Genomic DNA, 18,605 nt, shown 5'->3' with positions numbered 1-18,605 from the left:
TCCCTCGCGTGCCGAGAGACCGGTCGCGCGAGCGGGGTTCGCATCAGCGGCCATTGCGTCGCGTTGGTCGGCGTGACCGCTCTCGGGGCGGACGTGGATTTCGACCTCGCGCGTTCTTGAACCCCGCGGTCATGGCCGCACCGGCCGCCTCAGGGGTGGCTATGGCTGATACCGGCACTCATTCCGGCGATCGTGTGGGCCCTGATATCACGCTGCGGCCCGTCGGCGAATCGGGCCACCACGGCGCGGACATGTTCCTCGGCTGGTTGGGCCAGCCCGTCGTAGACCGCGACACACACCTCACGCGCCCGTGCCCGCGGCCAGCCGGGCGGCAGCAGGTCGATGGGCAGCAGCGGGTCCAGCACCGGGAAGCGGCGGTAGGCGTCCATCACCTCGGTGCGGGCGCGCACCGCCGCGGCACCGGTGACGCTGCCGGCCGCAATGCGGGGTACCAGCCTGCTCCACCGACGGATGAAGGCGTTGTACTGGTCGGCAATGCCGCGGAGGTCCCACGCCTCGACCGGGTTGCGGTCGGCCCCCGTCTCCAGCTCCAGATGCTGGGCACGGAACACGCTGATCATCCCCAGCGGCAAGGCCGACAACTCGGCTCGCCCTCTCGGCGTCAGCGGTTGCGGCGACACCCACACCCCGTCGTACAGCGGTGCACATCCCCGCCACCGCAACTCGGTTCGCAGCGCCCGCCGCCGCGTGCTGTGCTCTTCCGGAATGGAGAAGGCGATGAGCGTCCAGAACCCGTCCCACGAGTCGGAGTGCGCAGTGAACGCGGCGATCGAGCCGCCGCCGCTCCACAGGTTGGCGGCGGCTTCCTTGGTAAGCCGGTACGAGCTGTACCTCCCCTGGCGGCTGCTCTCCAGCACGCCCCGCCGCGCCAGCCTGCTGATCGTCGTGCGGGCGGCGCCGACGGTCACTCCGAACTCGCCCAGCAACGCCACGATCGCCGCCGACGGCAACCATGCCCGAGCGGGAAACGTGTAGTCGGCGATCAGGATCGCCGTCAGCTCCTGAGGGGAGCTGCCAGACTGCCGGCGCGGCAACCGCCCCGATTCGACGCCGTCACCAGGGAAGATCCCCTCGATGTCGAACAGACTCACCACGGTCGGCTCCGGCGCAGTGGAATACAGCGGGACCCACTGTAACAGCCTGCGAAGTCGCCAGATGGATGTGGCCGGCGGCCCTTGTCGGCGCTTCAATCGGCACATGGCAATGAGGAGCTGGGGTACCACCGTGGCGGTTTCGGGAGATCCCGCGGTCAGGGCTGCTGGAAGTTGGGAGTCTCCCAGATGCGCTGGGCCCGGTATTCCTTGACCCGGGCGATGTACTTGTCGGCCCCGGCGTTGTGCCAGCGCCCGGAGAACCAGACGCCCATGCAGCCCCACGCGTCCCCGGCCCTGTACTCGGATCCGCGCTCCACCGTGTTGAGCCAGGTCATCCGGCCCTCGTAGCACTCCCGCCAGACGGCGTACCCGTAGTCGACGTTCATCGCCGAGGACTTCCCGGCGCCCGGGAACGCGGTCACGTTGTAGGGGTACCGGACCTGCAGCAGCCCGTAGCTCTCCGGACAGGTTCCCGGCTTGCCGTCCGCGCCGAGCTTGTGGCCGGCCGGGCAGCGCGAGGCATCGGTGCCCCAGTCGCCCTTGGTGTTCATACGCCACCAGCTCTCCACGGCCACCTGCGCCTTGACCATGTCTTCGTTGATGCCCCACTTGCAGGCGGCCCAGCGCAGGATCTGCCCGGTGGTACCGGTGAAGTTCCCGTTGACGCGGGTGATCAGGCCCTTGGCGCCCGGCACCTTCTTCCCGGCGGTGCGGTTGGCGGTCGCGTTGTCTGCCTTGTTCTCCGCGATGGGCACGGCGCGGACCGCGGTGGCGCACCGCGCACCCGACGGCAGCGCGGCGCCGGGCGCCAGCAACCGGAAACGGCGGGAGGACGTGGTCGTCGTTGTCCTGCTGGGCCTGGCGCTGGTCCTCGTCGGGGACGGCGACGTGAGGGCGCTCGCGGCGGGCGACGGTGCCGGTGACGGGGAATTCGTGTACGTGCCGCCCGCGCTCGGGGTGGTTCCGGTGGCCACCTGGGATGGCCCGAGGAACCAAGCGGCGACGGCCGCGAGCGCGGTCGCCGACACGACGGTCGCCAGCGCCAGGCGCCGGCGGCGGCGCGGGTGCGATGGGGTCATGTTCGATGCTCTCCTTCAGTCATTCCAGTCGGCCCGACGATCTTTAGTGGTTCCGGGGGACCGGAAAGGTTGCTCTTCCGCACCGAGAAATTCAGCGGACTCTTGCGAGGAACCCCAGGGCTTCAGCCCTGGGAGGAATCGCATCCTGAAGTGTGCGGCGCGGAGCGCCGCGGCATCGCTTCGCGGCTCAGACCGTGCTGTCAGTGGCAGCTTGTAGCGTCGTGGGCGTGAAGCTGGTGGTGCAGGTGAAGCTCCTGCCGTCGCTGGAGCAGGCGGCGGTGCTGGGGGTCACCTTGCGTGCATGCAATGAGGCGGCTGATTGGGTGTCCGAAGTCGCTTATGAGCGCCGGGTGTTCCGTAACTTCGAAACACGGTGCGCGACGACACCGACGTGATCGAGCGCCGGACCGTGCTGCGCAACGCCGGTGACCAGCGCGTCGACCTGCTGCGCGCCGATTCCGCCGCCTGGACCTGCCGCCGCTCCCGGTACCGGGATCTGGTGACGTCCCCAAACCTAAGGGTGGAGCGGTCCGGCGCGGACGTGATCACGTCTACCGCGCTCAGACCGCCGATGGCACTCCCGGCCTCGTCGACAGTGCGTAGTAGTTGACCAAGTGGATTCGAGGTTGAGTCCGCGTGCCCTGTTGACATGTACTCGATCGGGCTAACGTAGGAACCTCCATTGTGCAATGTCACGTGTGACTGGTAAGGCAACGCCCCCAAGGAGGCTTCGATGCGAACATTCGTCGCCCTGGCTACCGCGACGGTCGCCACCACAGCCGCCGCGCTGGCCGGTTCCGGCGGGCAGGCCGTCGCCGGTACCCCCGGCACCCGGCAGGCCGCCGGGCCACCGGGCGCCGCCTCGACGATCGGCAACCTCACCGGGTTCAGCGCGGCGGGCGACACGTTCACGATCACCGCGGGAGCGGCCAAGGTCCGGGTGGACTTCGCCCGCGCCGACATCTTCCGTCTCTGGCTCGCCCCCGACGGCACATTCACCGACCCGGTCGGCGCCAAGCTCGCGATCAGCACCGAGTTCGGCACGGTCGACCCGACCTACGTCGACGCGGGCAGCCACTACCGGATCACCACCCGCGCCCTCAACCTGTGGGTCTACAAGAACCCGCTGCGGTTCGCGCTCTACAAGGCCGACAACACCACTCCGATCTGGTCCGAGACCACAGGTCTGACCTGGGACGGAGCGAGCGCCACCCAGACCCTGTCACGAGGCCGCGACGAGCAGTTCTACGGCACCGGGCTACGGCTTGGCGAATGGGCGCTGCGCGACAAAAGCGTCCCGGTGAAGGTCTCCAACACCTGGCGCGAGGGCACCCATGCCAGCCCGGCCCCGTTCTACATGTCCACGAACGGGTACGCGGTCATGCGCAACACCTGGAAGCCCGGCCAGTACAACTTCCTCTCCCCGGTCATGACCAAGCACGACGAGAGGCGCTACGACGCCTACTTCTTCGTCGGGGACACGCCCAAGAACCTCCTGGGCGACTACACCGACGTCACCGGCAAGCCGTTCCTTGCCCCGATCTGGGGCCTTGAACTCGGCAACGCCGACTGCTGGTCGACGTACAACACCGACCCCGAGCAGGGGCCGAGAGGCCGGCCCGGGCATCTGAAGACCCCGGACGTCATCGCCTACGCCCGGGAGGCCCGCGCCAAGGACATGCCGTCCGGCTGGTTCTTACCCAACGACGGGTACGGCTGCGAGTATGAAGAACTGCCCTACATCGTTGGCGAGTTGAAGAAGCTGGGCTTCCAGACGGGCCTGTGGACCCAGCGGAGTCTGTCGAACATCGGCTGGGAGGTCGGCACCGCAGGGACCCGTGCCGTGAAAACCGATGTGGCGTGGGTGGGCGGAGGCTACGAGCCCGCCTTCGACGGCGTGCAGTCCGCCGTCAACGGCATCGAGAACAACTCCGACGCCCGCCGCTTCGTGTGGACCGTCGACGGCTGGGCCGGAACCCAGCGCAACGCCGTCGTCTGGACCGGAGACACCTACGGCAACTTCAGCGACATGCGCTGGCATGTCCCATCCATCGCCGGAGCGGGATTCTCCGGCCTCAACTACGCCGCCGGCGACATCGACGGCATCTACTCCGGCTCGCCGCTCACCTTCACCCGCGACCTGCAGTGGAAGGCCTTCACCCCGGCGTTCATGACGATGTCCGGCTGGGGCTCGACCAACCCGGCCGCCGGGTACAAGGACAAGCAGCCGTGGCGGTTCCCCGACCCCTACCTCTCGGTCAACTGCAAGTACCTGCAGCTGAAGATGCGCTTGACCCCTTACTTCTATACGCACTCGGCCCATGCCTCGCAGTCTGGTGTGCCGACGGTCCGGGCGATGGCTCTGGAGTTCCCCGGCGACGCCGTCTCCCGCGGCAACGCCACCACCCAGCAGTTCATGGCCGGCGACGCCTTCCTCGTTGCGCCCGTCACCTCCGACACCTCCACCCGGAACGACATCTACCTGCCCGCAGGGACGTGGACCGACTACTGGACTGGCAAGACCTGGACCGGACCCGGCTGGATCGATGGTTACCACGCCCCGTTGGACCGGCTCCCGTTGTTGGTCAAGGGCGGATCGATCGTTCCGATGTGGCCCAAGATGAACTACGCAGGGGAGAAGCCCGCGAGCCCGATCACCTTCGACGTCTACCCCCGCGGCTCATCCACCTTCAGCCTGTACGAGGACGACGGGGTCACGCGCAAGCACCGCAGCGGCGAGTCCGCCCGCCAGAAGATCGACGTCACCGCGCCCACCAGCGGGACCGGCAACGTCACCGTCACCGTCGGCGCGTCCCAGGGCTCCTACACCGGCAAACCGGCGTCCCGCCCCTACGAGCTCGTCGAGCACGTGGCCGACGCGCCTTCCACCGTGACCGTGGACGGCACCACGCTGACCCGCCACGCCACCCGTGCCGCCTACGACGCAGCCAGCACCGGCTGGTTCTTCGACCCCGCCGATCGGTCCGGGGCCTTGTACGTCAAGACGGGCACCAAGCCGACCGGGGTGGCGTTCACGGTGACGGCCGCGGGAACCACGCTCCCCACCGGGACGCCCCCGACCGGCGACGGCCCCGGTAACTCGACGAGCGGGCCGATCCAGGGCGTGGGCAGCGGCCGCTGCGTGGACGTGCCGAACTCCAAGCCGACCGACGGCACCCAACTGGCGCTCTGGGACTGCCACGGCGGCCCGAACCAGCGATGGAGCCGCCCGTAGCCAAGAGACTCCCGCACCGTCATCACCACCGGAACCCGCTATCGTCGCTTCCTGCCTGAACGGACCGCGGCGACAGCGCCTTCTTCTCAACCCGGAGTGCCGCCATGGATCGACGCAACTTCCTGATCATCAGCGCCCTCACCCCGCTCGGCGCCACCCTGGCCGCCGAGGGCCGCGCGTCGGCCGCCGACCACACATTCGGCTTCTCAGCGGACGGCAGCCAGTTCCTGCTCGACGGGAAGCCCTTCCAGATCCGCAGCGGCGAACTGCATCCGTGCCGCATCCCGGTGCAGTACTGGCGCCACCGCATCCAGATGGCCAAGGCCATGGGCATGAACACCATCGGCGTGTACCTCATGTGGAACTACCTCGAGGAGCGCCCCGGTGTATTCGATCTGACCACCGACCGGCGCGACTTCGCGGCGTTCATCCGGCTGTGCCAAGCGGAGGGCATGTGGGTGCTGCTGCGCCCCGGGCCGTACGTGTGCGCGGAATGGGACCTGGGCGGCCTCCCCGCCTGGCTGCTCGCCAGCCCCACGGCCAAGCTGCGCGTGCGGGCCTCGCAGGACCCGAACTACATGCCCGCGGTCACCCGCTACATCAACAAGATCGCGCCGGTCGTCAAGCCGCTCCTGGTCAGCAACGGCGGCCCCGTCCTCATGGTGCAGATCGAGAACGAGTACGGCTCGTTCGGCAACGACGCCACCTACCTGGCCGAGATCCGCCAGGCCTGGATCAACGCCGGCATCACCGGCCCGTTCTACACGCAGGACGGCCTGGACCAGGTCAAGAACAATCACACCAACGTGCCCGGCGGGGCTATCGGCTTGTCCGACGGCGACGCCGCGGCCATTGCGGACTGCCGCAGGAGCTTCCCGGCAGTACCCGCGTTCATCGGTGAGTCGTGGGCCGGCTGGTTCACCGCGTGGGGTGACAGCACCTTCGGCGGAATCGGCAAGGACAAGTCCGCCATACTGCGCGGGCTCATGCAGTCGAAGCTGTCGTTCAACATCTACATGATTCACGGCGGTACCAACTACGGCTACTGGGCCGGAGCCAACGCCGACAGCGACGGCAGCAAGTACACACCCGACATCACCAGCTACGACTACAGTGCGGCGATCACCGAGCAGGGACGCCCGACCGCGAGTTACACCGCGTACCGCAACCTCATCGACGGTTATCTGGACGGTTCGCTGCCCTCGATCCCCGCACCCATCGCCACCATCACCCCGAGCCCGGTGACTCCCACGGCGTACGCCTCACTGTGGGACAACCTCCCCACAGCGCTTCCCCCGTCCCAGACGGTCAATACCCAGCCGATGGAGATGTACGGCCAGAACTCCGGCTTCATCCTCTACCGCCGCCGGCTTTCCCGATACAGCGGCGGAACGCTCAATGTCTCGGGCGTGCACGACTACGCCACCGTCTTCCTCAACGGCGCCTACCAGGGCGGCTTCAGCCGGCCCGCGCTGTCCCCGTCGTACGCCGGGCCGTTGAAGGTGACCACCGGCAGCAGCCTGAACCTCGGCGCCGCAAACACCAACCCGACGCTCGACGTCCTGGTTGAGGGCCTGGGCCGGGTCAATTTCGGCCGCTACATCGACCGCAAGGGCATCACCGGGCAGGTGTCGCTGTCCAACGCCGGTTCGCTCAACGGCCCCCTCACCCGATGGCAGACCTACTCGCTGCCCGTCGACGAGAAGTTCGTGGCCGGCCTGCGCCCGACGATCAGCGACCCCAAGAAAGCCGGCCTCTTCTTCCGCGCCACGCTCACCCTCGACAAGGTCGGCGACACCTACCTGGACATGTCCGGCTGGACCAAGGGCGTGGTCTGGGTCAACGGCCGTAACCTCGGCCGCTACTGGTCCATGGGTCCGCAGCAACGCCTGTACTGCCCCGCACCATGGCTGACCGTCGGCCAGAACCAGATCATCGTCTTCGACCTGCACCAGACAACTCCCCAAGCCATCAGCTTCGCCACCGTCCTGCAGAGCAGCTACGTGCTCACCAACCGGCGCAGCGGCAAGGCCCTCGATGTACCCGACGCCTCGACCAGCCAAGGCGTTCAGCTGATCCAGTGGACCCGCCACGACGATGCCAACCAGCAGTGGCGCCTCGCCGCCTTGGGCCACGGGATCAGTACCCTGGCCAACTCCCATTCGGGGCAATGTATCGACGTGCAAAGCGGCTCCACGTCCCACGGCGCCGCCATCGTCCAATGGCCCGCCAACCGTGGCCCGAATCAGCAGTGGCGCGTCACCGACGCTGGTGGCGGCTACGTGAAACTCGTCAGCGTCCACAGCGGCAAGGTCATCGGTGTCGAAGGCAGCTCCACCGCGGACGGGGCGAAGATCACCCAGCAGAACGACACCGGTGACACCAGCCAGCACTGGCGGCTCAACGAGCAGTAGTCCCTCAGCCGCGCCCGCCTCCAGCGGACACCAACCGCAGATCATGCTGCCCGACAGACGCAGAGCAGCCGCAGCGTTAGCCGCTCTGTGCACTCTGGGTTCCGTCCTGGCCGGACCGTCGGTCGCCCACGCGGCCGCCGGTCCAGTGGCGGGACCGGCCGCCGCTCCGGTGGTTTCGACCTGATGGGCTACCTGGGCGCCGGCTCTCCCGACTTCCTGGCCCTGCACAAGTGGAGAATGGCTGGCTGGACGACGCGCAGATCTCCTGCGTCCGGACCGCCGACACGTCCGTGGAGGAGACGCACACCTCCCATCCAGACGCCTGACGGCACCGAAGCGATCGTCGTCCGCTTCGGGACGTCCCGCGCCTACGTACCCGCAGTTGTGGACGTGCAACGGCGGACCGAACCAGCGGTGGACGTACGACTCCACCAGCTAGGCGTTCCGGTCACAGCTCGGCGACTACGCGCCGGACCCGGACGCCGACGACGCCGCCGAGGACCCGACGGAGGTTACCCGCGGGGCATGTGGCGTACGCCCACGCCTCGCGGATTTGGGCCGGGTGACCTCGTCCGGGACTGAACCGCCGGTCAGCGTGTGTATGGCCCCCTGCCTGCCGATTCCTCGGCGCATGCAGGGCCAAATTCGTCTCCAGCAATCGCTTGCACGTCTCTTGACGTGGACGCGTCGACGGTGTGCTCTGGTTCGGTGTTAGGAAAGTTTCCTAACTAGGAGATCGCGAGATCAGAACGCCGTACGCACAGCCCCATCACCCCTCGTCCCGCAACGAAAGTGGGAGGGATCCGTGGCACCAATCTCCCGTCGGTCGCGCAGAGCGATCGGCCCTCTCGTGGCTGCGGCCATCGCAGCGTTAACCGTGGCCCTGCCGACCGTGAGCAATGCCCAGCCCGCAGCGCGGACCTCAGCAACGGACTACGAGGCCGAGTCCGGGACCGTCTCCCAAGGCGCCGTCGAGTCCAACCACACCGGCTTCTCGGGCACCGGTTTCGTCAACTTCCAGGCCGTGACGGGCGCGTATGTCGAATTCACCGTCGACTCCGCACAGGCCGCCAACGCCACCCTGGACTTCCGGTACGCCAACGGCTCCCCCGCCGGCCGCCCGATGGACATCACCGTGAACGGCACCACGGTCGCCGACAACCTCGCCTTCCCGGTCACCGGCGCCTGGACCACCTGGAAGACCGCCACCGCCAACGCCGCGCTCAAGGCGGGCAGCAACAAGATCCGCGCCACCACGGCCGCGACCGACGGCCCCAATCTGGACAAGCTCACGGTCACCGCGAGCGGCCCGGCCGACACCGAAAAGCCGACGCCGCCCGCGAACCTGCGCAAGGACAAGGAGCCGACGGCGAGCACCGTCTCGCTGGCCTGGGACGCGTCCACCGACAACATCAAGGTCACGGCCTACGACATCTACCAGCACGGCCAGCTGATGAAGAGCGTCGACGGGGCGACCCTCGCCGCCACGGTGGAGGGCCTCAACCCCGAGACCTCGTACGACTGGACCGTCTTCGCCCGTGACGCAGCCGGCAATGTGTCGGCCGCGAGTAACGCTGTCACCATCGCGACGCGGCCCGCACCGCCGGACACCGAGGCGCCGAGCATCCCGGGCGATCTTCGCTCCACCGGCAAGACCGCGACCAGCGTCGACCTCGCCTGGAGCGCCTCCACGGACAATGTGAAAGTCACCGGGTACGAGATCTACCGTGACGGCGCGGCCGCCGGAACCTCCGACTCCACCTCGACGACCGTCGCGGGCCTGAAGGCCAACACCGCGTACAAGTTCAAGGTCAGGGCCTTCGACCTGAAGGGCAACAAGTCGGAGTTCAGCCCGGAGATCACCGTCACCACCGGTGGAGGCCTGCCCGGTGGCACCCCCGACCCCGGCACCGTCTCCACCCTCGCCAGTGGCGTGGACGTCGCCTGGGGCCTGGGCTTCCTGCCCGACGGCACGGGCATCTACACCGAGCGGAACACCTTCAACGTGTACAAGCTCACCAAGGCGGGCCAGAAGACCCTCCTCGGCAAGGTGCCCAACTCCCAGACCACGGGCGGCGAGGGCGGCCTGATGGGCGTCGAGATCAGCCCGAGCTTCACCACCGACCACTATCTGTACTTCCTGCACACCTCCTCCGACGGCAACCGGATCGCGCGGATGAAGCTGGAGGACAACGCGCTGAGCGGCTACACGGTTCTGCTCGGCGGCATGGAGAAGAGCCGCTTCCACAACGGCGGCCGGCTCCGCTTCGGCCCCGACGGCAAGCTGTACGCGTCGATGGGCGACGCCCAGTCCAGCTCCCGGGCGCAGGACAAGAACTCGCTCAACGGCAAGATCCTGCGCATCAACCAGGACGGCTCCATCCCGTCGGACAACCCGTTCGGTAACGCCGTCTGGTCGCTCGGCCACCGCAACCCGCAGGGCCTCGACTTCGACTCCAAGGGCCGGCTGTGGCAGGCGGAGTTCGGCAACAGCAACATGGACGAGGTCAACCTCATCCAGAAGGGCGGCAACTACGGCTGGCCCCACTGCGAGGGTACGAGCGGCAGCTGCTCCGGCTATATCGCCCCGAAGAAGACCTGGTCGACCTCATCCGCCTCGCCCAGCGGGCTGACGATCATCAACGACCACGTCTTCGTCGCGACGACCCGTGGCGAGCGCGTCTACCGGCTGCGGATCGACGCCGGCTCCAACCTGGTCGAGCAGAAGACGTACTTCCAGGGGACGTACGGCCGGCTGCGCACCGTCGAGGTCGACCACGACGGCGACATCTGGCTCACCACGTCCTCGGACAAGGACGGCACGAGCGGCAACGACCGGATCCTGCTGATCGACATCGTCTACTCGGGCGGCGGCGGCGATCCGCAGCCGGGCGAGTTCAAACTGACCAGCAGCGCCTTCAACGACAACGCCACCATCCCGGCCAAGTACACCTGTGCCGGGGACGGCTCGGCGGGGCAGGACACGTCGCCACCGCTGGCGTGGGGCGCGGGAAGCTCCGGGGCGAAGAGCTACGCGATCGTCTTCGCCGACGTCGCGAACGGCGGCAACAAGCTGCACTGGGCGATCTGGGACATCCCGGCGGCGAAGCTCTCGCTCCCGGAGGGGCTTGGGGCGGGCTACAACGTCCCGGACCAGGACGGTGCGAAACAGAAGGCCATGGGCAGCGGGGCCAATTCGCAGAAGTACTTCGGTCCGTGCCCGGGCGGCTCCACGCACCCGTACACCTTCACCCTGTACGCGGTGAACACAGCGACCGTGCCAGGGCTCACCTCGAGCTCGTCGATGGCCCAGATCGAAGCGGCGATCAAGAACGCGAGCACCGCGAATGTGAAGCTGCGCGGTAACTCCAACGCCAGTACGTAAGCGAGCGAGGGGTGGCCGCCTTCGCTTCGGCCACCCCTCGAACATCACGGTGGATGCGTAGAGCATCCGCCCATGCCACACACCTCAGAAAGGCAGGTACGGCTCATGCATGACACCAAGGAGATATCGGAGGAGACCGTCAACTGGCGGACTCCCGAGTTCGAGGTCATCGAGACCGCGCTCGAAGTCACCGCCTACGCCCTCACCGACCGGTAGACCCGCCGCCATGCTGCTGCAGGTGCTCGGCACCGCGGCAGGCGGCGGACTGCCCCAGGGGAACTGCGCGTGTCCCGGCCGCGCCGCGGCACGCGCCCACCCGCACCCGCACCGGCGCCGTCGCCACGCCTCACCGCTGCTCGAGGAGTGGGGCACTCGAGGCGCCGCCGACCGTACGCGACCTCGTGGACCGTCCCCGTATCTCCGAACCCGTCGCGGCCCCCGCGTACGCCTACCGCAAGGAGGAGGCACCATGAAGCGATTGACAACCCTGCTGCTGGCAGCCGCGCTCGCGGGCAGCACCCTGTCCGCCGTGCCCGCAGCCGCGGACCCCGCAGCCCAGGCCGCGCCCGTACGGTACGAGGCCGAGGACGCCCTCATCAGCCAGGGCGTCGTGGAGCAGAACCACACCGGATTCACCGGGTCCGGATTCGTCAACTACGACAATCCGGCCGTCGGTGACGGCTCCGCCGCCACGGACTGGTCGGTCGCGATGGTCGAGTCCACGATGGCGCGCTACTCCCCGGGCTCCATCGGCGGCTGGTCTTACCCCGTCGGGCTGTACCTCTACGGCCAGTACCTCGTCTATCAGCGCACCCACGACGCCCGCTATCTGTCGTACATCAAGAGCTATGTCGACCGCTTCGTCGACAGCAGCGGCAATATCGGGCAGAGCTTCAACAACCTCGACAGCATGCAGGCCGGCCGGCTGCTGAACATCCTCCACCACGAGACGGGACAGCCGCGCTACAAGAAAGCCGCGCAGAAGATCCGAACCCGTCTGAACACCTATCCCCGGACCTCGGAGGGCGGATTCTGGCATTCGACATCGGATTCCCGGCGCAGCCAGCTGTGGGCCGACGGCGTCTACATGGTGAATCCGTTCCTCGTCGAGTACGGAAAGGAATTCGGCGACTCGACGTACGCGAGCAATGAGGCGACAAAACAGCTCGCCGTCTACGGCAAGCATCTGCAAGTCGCGAACGGACTGCTGAAGCACGCCTGGGACGAGTCGCGCGACGCGAGCTGGTCCAACCCGCAGACCGGTCTCGCGCCCGAGCACTGGTGCCGCGCGATCGGCTGGTACTCCATGGCGATCGTCAATGTGCTGGACGCCGTACCGGCCGACCACCCGCGCCGGACCGAACTCCTCACCCTGCTGCGCAATCTCGCCGCGGGCATCGAGAAATACCAGGACCCGGCCACCGGCCGCTGGTTCCAGGTCGTCGACAAGGGCTCACGCCCCGACAACTGGACCGAGACGTCCTGCTCCAGCATGTTCACCTTCGCCCTCTCCCGCTCGGTGCAACAGGGATATGTGGACGCGCATTACGCACAGGTGGCGCAGCGTGGATATCAGGGCGTGCTGGCGAAGGTCTCGCTCGGCGGCGACGGCCGCACCAATCTCACCGAGATCTCCATCGGGACGAATGTCGGCAACTACAGCTACTACATCAACCGGGAACGGAGGACGAATGACTTCCACGGTCTCGGCGCCTTTCTCATCATGAACGAACAACTCCGGGCGAGGTGAGAGGAATGAGCGCATCCCGAAGAGCGGTACTGGGCGCGGCCCTCGGTGGCGCCGTCGCGGCAGGACTGCCCGCGACCGCGGCTCCGGCGAGTGCCGCCTCCTGGCAGCTGCGCTGGTCGCCGTCCGCGAGCAGCGACGCCGTCCCGTTGGCGTACCGGATCGCGATCGACGCGCTGCGGGCCGTCGCCGAATCGACCGTCCACTCCACGTAAGCACCCGTCATGTTGGGCGTGTTGACGAAGCCCGTGCCGGAGAAGCCGGTGTGGTCGGAGTCGACGGTCGAGCCCGCCGAGTACGTGGCGTTCTCCGCCTCGTACCGGGTGGTGGGCGCGGGGCCGCCGCCGGCGGATCCGCCGTTCGCCTGTGCGGCCGAGACGCGCCTGCGCTGCCGGAGAGCGGTGCCGGCACCCGAACGCCACTCACCTGCCGCGTGCGGTCGTGTGCGTACCAGTTGGCTCGGGTGAACGCTCGTTTCGCCGCGAAGACGATGGCGGACACCGTGTACTCGGCGACTGGCACCGTGTTCGCCTGTGCGGCCGACGAGACTGTGACGCCGTTGGCAACGACTGCGGAGTCGACATGTCCTTTCACCGACCCGGCCGCGTGGATCACGGCACGCAGCCGCGGCGCGGTGGCGAGCACGGCACTGTCGATGCGCGGGCAACCCCAGCCGGTCACCAGCACGTCCACGTCGCGCAGGACGGACGCGGCTTCCTTCGTCTCGAAGGACGTGAGGGCTGGACCCGGTTCCAGCCGCACCAGGGTTCGCAGCCGGTCCATCAGATCCGCGGGGAACAGGTCCGGCAGCGCCCATGGCTGCATGGCGAGAACCGCGACAGGGCGTTTCGGCGCGGATGGATCCCCCTCCGTGAAACGTGGATGACGTAAAACGCTTTACCAAGTCAGAAGCCTTGGTTGTCAAAGGATACGACACCCACGGTTGACCCGGGGATGTAAGCGTTTTATCTTCGTGGTCACTCTGTTTCGGTCGAGGACGATCGTGACGATGGGGGGCCACCGAAGGTGAGTGCGGTCGAAACCAGGCGGCCATCCCGCGAGGTGCGCCGGGAGGCGCCACGCGCCCGAGAACCGGGACACCGCCGGCGGATCCGCCGAGACTGGGCACTGCTGGTCGTGATGGCGCCCGGCATGCTCTACTTTCTGATCTTCCACTACGGCGCGCTGTTCGGCAACGCGCTGGCCTTCGTCGACTACGTACCGTTCCTGGGCCTCGTGGACAGCGAGTGGGTCGGGCTGACCAACTTCCAGCAGATATTCGGCGATCCGCAGTTCTGGAACGCGGTCGCGAACACGATCGTGATCGCCGCCCTCCAACTGGTGTTCTTCTTTCCGGCTCCGCTTGCCCTGGCACTGCTGCTGCACAGCCTGGTCGGCTCGACCGTCAAACGGTTCGTGCAGAGCGTGGTCTACCTGCCGCACTTCCTGTCGTGGGTGATCGTCGTGGCCCTGTTCCAGCACATGCTCGGCGGCGCCGGGGTGGTCAACGGCTGGCTGGGCGAGCTGGGTCTCGGGGCGATCCACGTCATCGGCAACCCGGACGCGTACAAGCCACTGGTGGTCGTGCAGCTGATCTGGAAGGAGTGTGGCTGGGCCACGATCATCTTCCTGGCCGCACTGTCCCAAGTGGTCGACCAGCAGTACGAAGCGGCGGCACTGGACGGTGCCGGCTGGTGGCGCAGGCTCTGGCACGTGACGCTGCCGGGTATCCGCCCGGTGATCGTGCTGCTGCTGGTGCTGCGGCTGGGCGAGTTCCTGGAAGTCGGCTTCGAGCAGTTCTTCCTGCAGCGGCAGGCGGTCGGGCCGGAGGCGGGCGAGGTGCTCGACACGTTCGTGTACTCCACCGGCTTCGCCAACGGCGAGTTCGGCTACGCGGCCGCCGCCGGGCTGTTCAAGGGCCTCATCGGCGTCGCGCTGGTGTATACGGCCAACAGGGTCGCGCATCGGCTCGGTGAACAGGGGGTGTACCAGCGTTGAGGGCGACATATTCGGCATGGCAGGGCAGACCGGGGCCGGGGATGCGGACCGCGAAGGCGGTGGCACTCGCCGTCGTCGTGCTGCTCGTGCTGTTTCCGTTGTGGACGGTCGTGGCGACGAGTCTCGCCTCGCCCCGGGATGTGGTCGCCAACGGCGGCTGGGTGGTGTGGCCGGAGCGGTTCACGTTCGGCGCGTATTCGGAGATCCTGGACGGCGGAGTCGTGACGCGAGCGCTGCTGGTCAGTGCCGGCGTCACGGTGATCGGCACGGCGCTCAGCCTGGCCTGCACGGTATGTCTCGCGTACGCGCTGTCGCGGCCCCACGTCTACGGCGGCCGGCCGATGTTGCTGCTGATCCTGTTCACGTTCCTGTTTCCGCCAGGGATGATCCCGCTGTTCCTGGTGGTGCGCACCACCGGCCTGTACGACTCCTACGCCGCGTTGATCCTGCCGTTCCTGATCAACGTGTTCAACCTGGTCGTGATGCGGGGCTTCTTCCAGTCCATCCCGGCCGAACTGCTGGAGGCCGCCCGCATCGACGGCGCCGGCGAACTGACCATGCTGTGGCGCGTCGTGTTACCGCTGTCCAAGGCGGTGCTGGCGGTGGTGAGCCTGTTCTACGCGGTCGCCTACTGGAACCGCTTCTTCGAAGCCATCATCTACTTCAACGACCAGACGAAGTGGCCGATCGGCACCGTGCTGCGCCAGTACGTCACCGGCGGCGCCGACCTCACCGGTGAGTCGACGGTCATGTCCGCTCCGCAGTCGACACAGATGGCGGTTGTCGTTCTGGCCACCGCGCCCATCGTGTGCATCTACCCGTTGCTCCAACGCTATTTCGTCAAAGGCGTGCTCACCGGCGCCGTCAAGGCCTGATCCAACCCTCAAGAGAGGATGGAGCCACGCATGACTTCTCACCTCCGCCGACGGTCGTTCCTGAAAATCGCCGGTGCCGGTGCGGTCGCCACCGTGGCCGGCCCCGCGTTCGCCGGCTGCGGCAGCGGATCCACCGGCGATGTCGGCAACGCCGGCAAGGACGTGGTGCCGTGGCCCGCATACGTGCCTTTCTCGGGCCCGAAGCCTGATGCGCCCGGCGACAAGTCCGGCGTACAACCGCTGTACCTGAACTACCCGCAGAGCCTGGTCCGGTCGGTGCCGGAAGCACCGGGTGACGGCTCGGACGTCACCGCGATGGTCATCACCTACGGCGCCCCGCCCAAGCCGTTGGAGAGCAACCGGTTCTGGCAGGCGATCAACAAGGCGCTGAACGTCAACCTCAAGATCGTGGTCGTCCCGGACGCCGAGTACGGCCAGAAGATGGCGACGCTCATGGCCTCCGGTGACGACCTGCCCGACATCATCATGTTCAGCAATCTCCAGCTGCCCCGCTCGCACGAGTTCGTCCAGACCCGGTGTGCCGACCTGTCCGACTTCGTCGGCGGGGACGCGGTCAGGGACTACCCCAGCCTGGCCAACATCCCCACGTACGCCTGGCAGGGCATGGGCCGCATCGGCGGCCGGATCTACGGCGTGCCGCTCGAGCGCCCGAAGCCGGGCAACAGCCTCTATGTCAACCGCACGGCGTTCCAGGAGGCCGGTGTCCCGCGGGAGTGGGGCACGGAGGAGTTCGTCGCCGCATTGACCCGGCAGTCGGGCAGCGGGCGGTGGGGCATCGGCGGCTCCAAGAGCCTTTTCGGCAGCTTCGGCTCGATCGCCTACCACGCCGGCTCGCTCGGTGCGCCGAACGCCTGGGAGCTGCGCGACGGCCGGTTTGTCAGCACCCTCACCACACCTCAGTTCGAGGAGGCGCTCGGGGTGATGCGCCGGCTCGCCGAGAAGGGCGCCTACCACCCGGACAGCCTCACGATCAGCGCGACGGACCTGAAGACCTTCTGGTACAACGGTTCCGTCCTGTCGCTCACCGACGGTTTCGGTGCGGTGGCGATGGAGACGATGGCCGGCATCAACCGCCGGTTCGAGTTCGACCTCGCCCGCCCGTACGGGCCGAACGCGACACCCTGGCAGGGCACCGGCATCTTCGGCTACGTCACGTTCAAGAAGGCCAGTGCCGACCGGATCAAGCTGCTGCTGCGCATCTCCAACTACCTCAGCGCCCCGTTCGGCACCACCGAGTACGAGCTGGTCAACTACGGCGTGGAGGGTGCGCACTTCACCAAGGACTCCGGCGGAATCAAGACCACTGAGCTGTACCAGGTGGAGAACAGCGTCAACCTGCCGGTCAAGTACCTCGGGGTCGCGCCGGCCGTGCTGCACCTGCCTGGCTACCCGGAGGCGGCCAAGGCCGTCCACGAGTGGGAAAAAGCGGTGCTGCCCAAGAGCGTGGCCGACCCGGAGACCGGTCTGCGGTCCGCGACCCGCACCAGCAAAGGCGCCGAGCTGACCCGGACCGTCGGCGACGCGATCGGGGCCATCGTGTTCGGCCGCAAGCCGATGTCCGCCTGGAAGGACGCGGTCACCCAGTGGCGGCAGGCCGGCGGCGACAAGGTCGCCGACGAACTGGCCAAGGAGTACGCCGCCGCCAGGTGAGCCCGCCGTCCAGGCGTCAGGACATGCGGGGACGGACCGAATCGCGTATCACCAGGTGCGTCCCGAGGACGACGTGCGGAGGTGTGCCGCCGCGTGCCTCGTGCTCCAGCGCGAGGCGCACGGCGGTGCGCCCGACCTCCTCGTGCGGCAGGTGCACGGTGGTCAGGTTGAGGTCGAGCGAGGGCTGAAGATCGTCGAATCCCACCATCGACACGTCGTCGGGCACCCTGAGCCCGTGATCGGCCAGTGCCCGGCAGGCGCCGCCGGCGATGAGGTCGTTGAGGGCGAAGACCGCGGTGAAGTCGCGAGGACCGGTGGCCAGCCGCTCCTTCATCATCCGGTAGCCCTCGTGCCATTCCATCGTGCCCTCGACCTCCAGCGCCGGGTCGTGCGGCACGCGGTGCGCGGCCAGCGCCCGGCGGTACCCGGCCATCCGGCCTTCGGACGTGGTGTAGCCGGGACGGTGGCCGAGGCACAGGATCCGCTCGTGTCCTGCGGACAGCAGGTGGCTGGTCGCCGCGTACGCGCCACCGGCGTTGTCGTACTCCACGACGACCGCGGGCACATCGGGGCCGAGCGTCGGGCGGCCGCACAGCACCAGCCGGGAACCGATGGCGGCCAGGGCGTGCGCGTACTGGCTCATGCGCTGCCGGTACTTCTCGTCGGCAACCACGTTGCCGACCAGGATGACCGCCTCGGCGTGCTGCCCCCGCATGAACTTCACCATGGCGAGCTCGCGCTCGGGGTCACCGCCGGTCGTGCCGATCAGGCACAGCCGGCCTTCGACGGCGGTCTGGGCCTCCACGCCCTGGGCGACATGCGCGTAGTGCGGCGAGATCACCGAGTTGAGCACGATAGCGATGCTCTTGGCGGGTGTGCCCGCAAGGGCACGGGCGTGGGCATTGGCCACGTAGTCCAGTTCTTCGACGGCGCGCATGACGCGCTTGCGGGTGGCGGGTGAGGCCGGGTAGTCGCCGCTCAGGATTCGCGAGACGGTGGCGACGGACACGCCGGCCCGGTCCGCCACCTCGCGGATCGTGGACCGCCGTCGGCCGTCCCCGGGTTCACTCGCCCGTCGCGCCATCG

Annotated in this window: 15 protein-coding genes and 2 pseudogenes; 13 read left to right on the top strand and 4 right to left on the bottom strand. The window is 67.9% G+C overall.

Annotation, left to right across the window (positions count from 1 at the left end; all coding sequences use genetic code 11):
- Positions 1-149 precede the first annotated feature (149 nt).
- Entirely contained in the window at positions 150-1,115 is a 966-nt protein-coding gene (locus ACTWQI_RS15860; protein ID WP_443270943.1) for a PaaX family transcriptional regulator, read from the bottom strand.
- Positions 1,116-1,270: 155 nt separating this feature from the next.
- Positions 1,271-2,194, bottom strand: a complete 924-nt coding sequence (locus ACTWQI_RS15855; RefSeq protein WP_443270942.1) for a hypothetical protein — start codon at positions 2,192-2,194, stop codon at positions 1,271-1,273.
- Between the two features lie 227 nt (positions 2,195-2,421).
- Here ACTWQI_RS15855 and ACTWQI_RS15850 point away from each other — a divergent pair, with 227 nt between their 5' ends.
- The 10 genes and pseudogenes from ACTWQI_RS15850 (at position 2,422) to ACTWQI_RS15805 (ending at position 13,442) form a co-directional block, all read left to right on the top strand.
- Positions 2,422-2,589, top strand: coding sequence for a hypothetical protein (locus ACTWQI_RS15850; RefSeq protein WP_443270940.1), 168 nt, complete (start codon positions 2,422-2,424; stop codon positions 2,587-2,589).
- Positions 2,568-2,804 (top strand): hypothetical protein, encoded by a 237-nt coding sequence (locus ACTWQI_RS15845; protein WP_443270939.1) that lies wholly within the window; start codon positions 2,568-2,570, stop codon positions 2,802-2,804. The genes ACTWQI_RS15850 and ACTWQI_RS15845 overlap by 22 nt, the downstream gene beginning before the upstream one ends.
- Before the next feature lie 123 nt (positions 2,805-2,927).
- A complete protein-coding gene (locus tag ACTWQI_RS15840; RefSeq protein ID WP_443270937.1) occupies positions 2,928-5,429 on the top strand; it encodes a TIM-barrel domain-containing protein in 2,502 nt (833 codons plus the stop codon).
- A 104-nt stretch (positions 5,430-5,533) separates the two neighbouring features.
- Positions 5,534-7,843: a beta-galactosidase gene (locus ACTWQI_RS15835; protein WP_443270935.1), complete on the top strand. Its 2,310-nt coding sequence runs from the start codon at positions 5,534-5,536 to the stop codon at positions 7,841-7,843.
- A gap of 892 nt (positions 7,844-8,735) precedes the next feature.
- On the top strand, positions 8,736-11,228 hold the full coding sequence (locus ACTWQI_RS15830) for a PQQ-dependent sugar dehydrogenase (protein ID WP_443270933.1): 2,493 nt from the start codon (positions 8,736-8,738) through the stop codon (positions 11,226-11,228).
- 105 nt (positions 11,229-11,333) lie between these two features.
- Positions 11,334-11,444, top strand: a complete 111-nt coding sequence (gene pqqA / locus ACTWQI_RS15825) for a pyrroloquinoline quinone precursor peptide PqqA (protein WP_443271044.1) — start codon at positions 11,334-11,336, stop codon at positions 11,442-11,444.
- Between the two features lie 10 nt (positions 11,445-11,454).
- Positions 11,455-11,577: pseudogene (locus ACTWQI_RS15820) on the top strand (pyrroloquinoline quinone biosynthesis protein PqqB); the annotation flags it as partial.
- Between the two features lie 120 nt (positions 11,578-11,697).
- Positions 11,698-12,978 carry a glycoside hydrolase family 88 protein gene (locus tag ACTWQI_RS15815; protein WP_443271042.1) on the top strand — a complete coding sequence of 427 codons (1,281 nt, stop codon included), beginning with the start codon at positions 11,698-11,700 and terminating at the stop codon, positions 12,976-12,978.
- A 5-nt stretch (positions 12,979-12,983) separates the two neighbouring features.
- Complete coding sequence (locus tag ACTWQI_RS15810) at positions 12,984-13,190, top strand: hypothetical protein (RefSeq protein WP_443270931.1); 207 nt, start codon at positions 12,984-12,986, stop codon at positions 13,188-13,190.
- A 21-nt stretch (positions 13,191-13,211) separates the two neighbouring features.
- Complete coding sequence (locus ACTWQI_RS15805) at positions 13,212-13,442, top strand: hypothetical protein (RefSeq protein ID WP_443271049.1); 231 nt, start codon at positions 13,212-13,214, stop codon at positions 13,440-13,442.
- 43 nt (positions 13,443-13,485) lie between these two features.
- On the opposite strand, the pseudogene ACTWQI_RS15800 reads toward ACTWQI_RS15805, so the two are convergent.
- Positions 13,486-13,758: pseudogene (locus ACTWQI_RS15800) on the bottom strand (hydroxyacid dehydrogenase); the annotation flags it as partial.
- 369 nt (positions 13,759-14,127) lie between these two features.
- On the opposite strand from ACTWQI_RS15800, the gene ACTWQI_RS15795 reads away from it, so the two are divergent.
- Genes ACTWQI_RS15795 through ACTWQI_RS15785 form a run of 3 tightly spaced genes read left to right on the top strand, consistent with a single transcriptional unit; the run spans position 14,128 to position 17,519 of the window.
- On the top strand, positions 14,128-14,973 hold the full coding sequence (locus ACTWQI_RS15795; RefSeq protein ID WP_443270930.1) for an ABC transporter permease: 846 nt from the start codon (positions 14,128-14,130) through the stop codon (positions 14,971-14,973).
- 41 nt (positions 14,974-15,014) lie between these two features.
- Positions 15,015-15,848 (top strand): carbohydrate ABC transporter permease, encoded by an 834-nt coding sequence (locus ACTWQI_RS15790; RefSeq protein WP_443270928.1) that lies wholly within the window; start codon positions 15,015-15,017, stop codon positions 15,846-15,848.
- 30 nt (positions 15,849-15,878) lie between these two features.
- Positions 15,879-17,519 (top strand): extracellular solute-binding protein, encoded by a 1,641-nt coding sequence (locus ACTWQI_RS15785; protein WP_443270927.1) that lies wholly within the window; start codon positions 15,879-15,881, stop codon positions 17,517-17,519.
- 16 nt (positions 17,520-17,535) lie between these two features.
- Here ACTWQI_RS15785 and ACTWQI_RS15780 read toward each other — a convergent pair whose 3' ends face one another.
- On the bottom strand, positions 17,536-18,546 hold the full coding sequence (locus tag ACTWQI_RS15780) for a LacI family DNA-binding transcriptional regulator (RefSeq protein WP_443270925.1): 1,011 nt from the start codon (positions 18,544-18,546) through the stop codon (positions 17,536-17,538).
- Positions 18,547-18,605: the final 59 nt, after the last annotated feature.

Source organism: Streptomyces sp. KR80, assembly GCF_052245555.1.
In the GTDB taxonomy this organism is placed as follows: domain Bacteria; phylum Actinomycetota; class Actinomycetes; order Streptomycetales; family Streptomycetaceae; genus Streptomyces.
Note: the sequence above shows the minus strand (reverse complement) of the source record. Positions and strands in the feature narration are given on the sequence as shown.

Excerpts from the sequence above, each read along its gene's own strand:
- ACTWQI_RS15855 (WP_443270942.1), bottom strand. The coding sequence starts at position 2,194 with ATGACCCCATCGCACCCGCGCCGCCGCCGGCGCCTGGCGCTGGCGACC.
- ACTWQI_RS15840 (WP_443270937.1), top strand. The coding sequence starts at position 2,928 with ATGCGAACATTCGTCGCCCTGGCTACCGCGACGGTCGCCACCACAGCC.
- ACTWQI_RS15835 (WP_443270935.1), top strand. The coding sequence starts at position 5,534 with ATGGATCGACGCAACTTCCTGATCATCAGCGCCCTCACCCCGCTCGGC.
- pqqA (WP_443271044.1), top strand. The coding sequence starts at position 11,334 with ATGCATGACACCAAGGAGATATCGGAGGAGACCGTCAACTGGCGGACT.
- ACTWQI_RS15815 (WP_443271042.1), top strand. The coding sequence starts at position 11,698 with ATGAAGCGATTGACAACCCTGCTGCTGGCAGCCGCGCTCGCGGGCAGC.
- ACTWQI_RS15810 (WP_443270931.1), top strand. The coding sequence starts at position 12,984 with ATGAGCGCATCCCGAAGAGCGGTACTGGGCGCGGCCCTCGGTGGCGCC.
- ACTWQI_RS15795 (WP_443270930.1), top strand. The coding sequence starts at position 14,128 with ATGCTCTACTTTCTGATCTTCCACTACGGCGCGCTGTTCGGCAACGCG.
- ACTWQI_RS15790 (WP_443270928.1), top strand. The coding sequence starts at position 15,015 with ATGCGGACCGCGAAGGCGGTGGCACTCGCCGTCGTCGTGCTGCTCGTG.
- ACTWQI_RS15785 (WP_443270927.1), top strand. The coding sequence starts at position 15,879 with ATGACTTCTCACCTCCGCCGACGGTCGTTCCTGAAAATCGCCGGTGCC.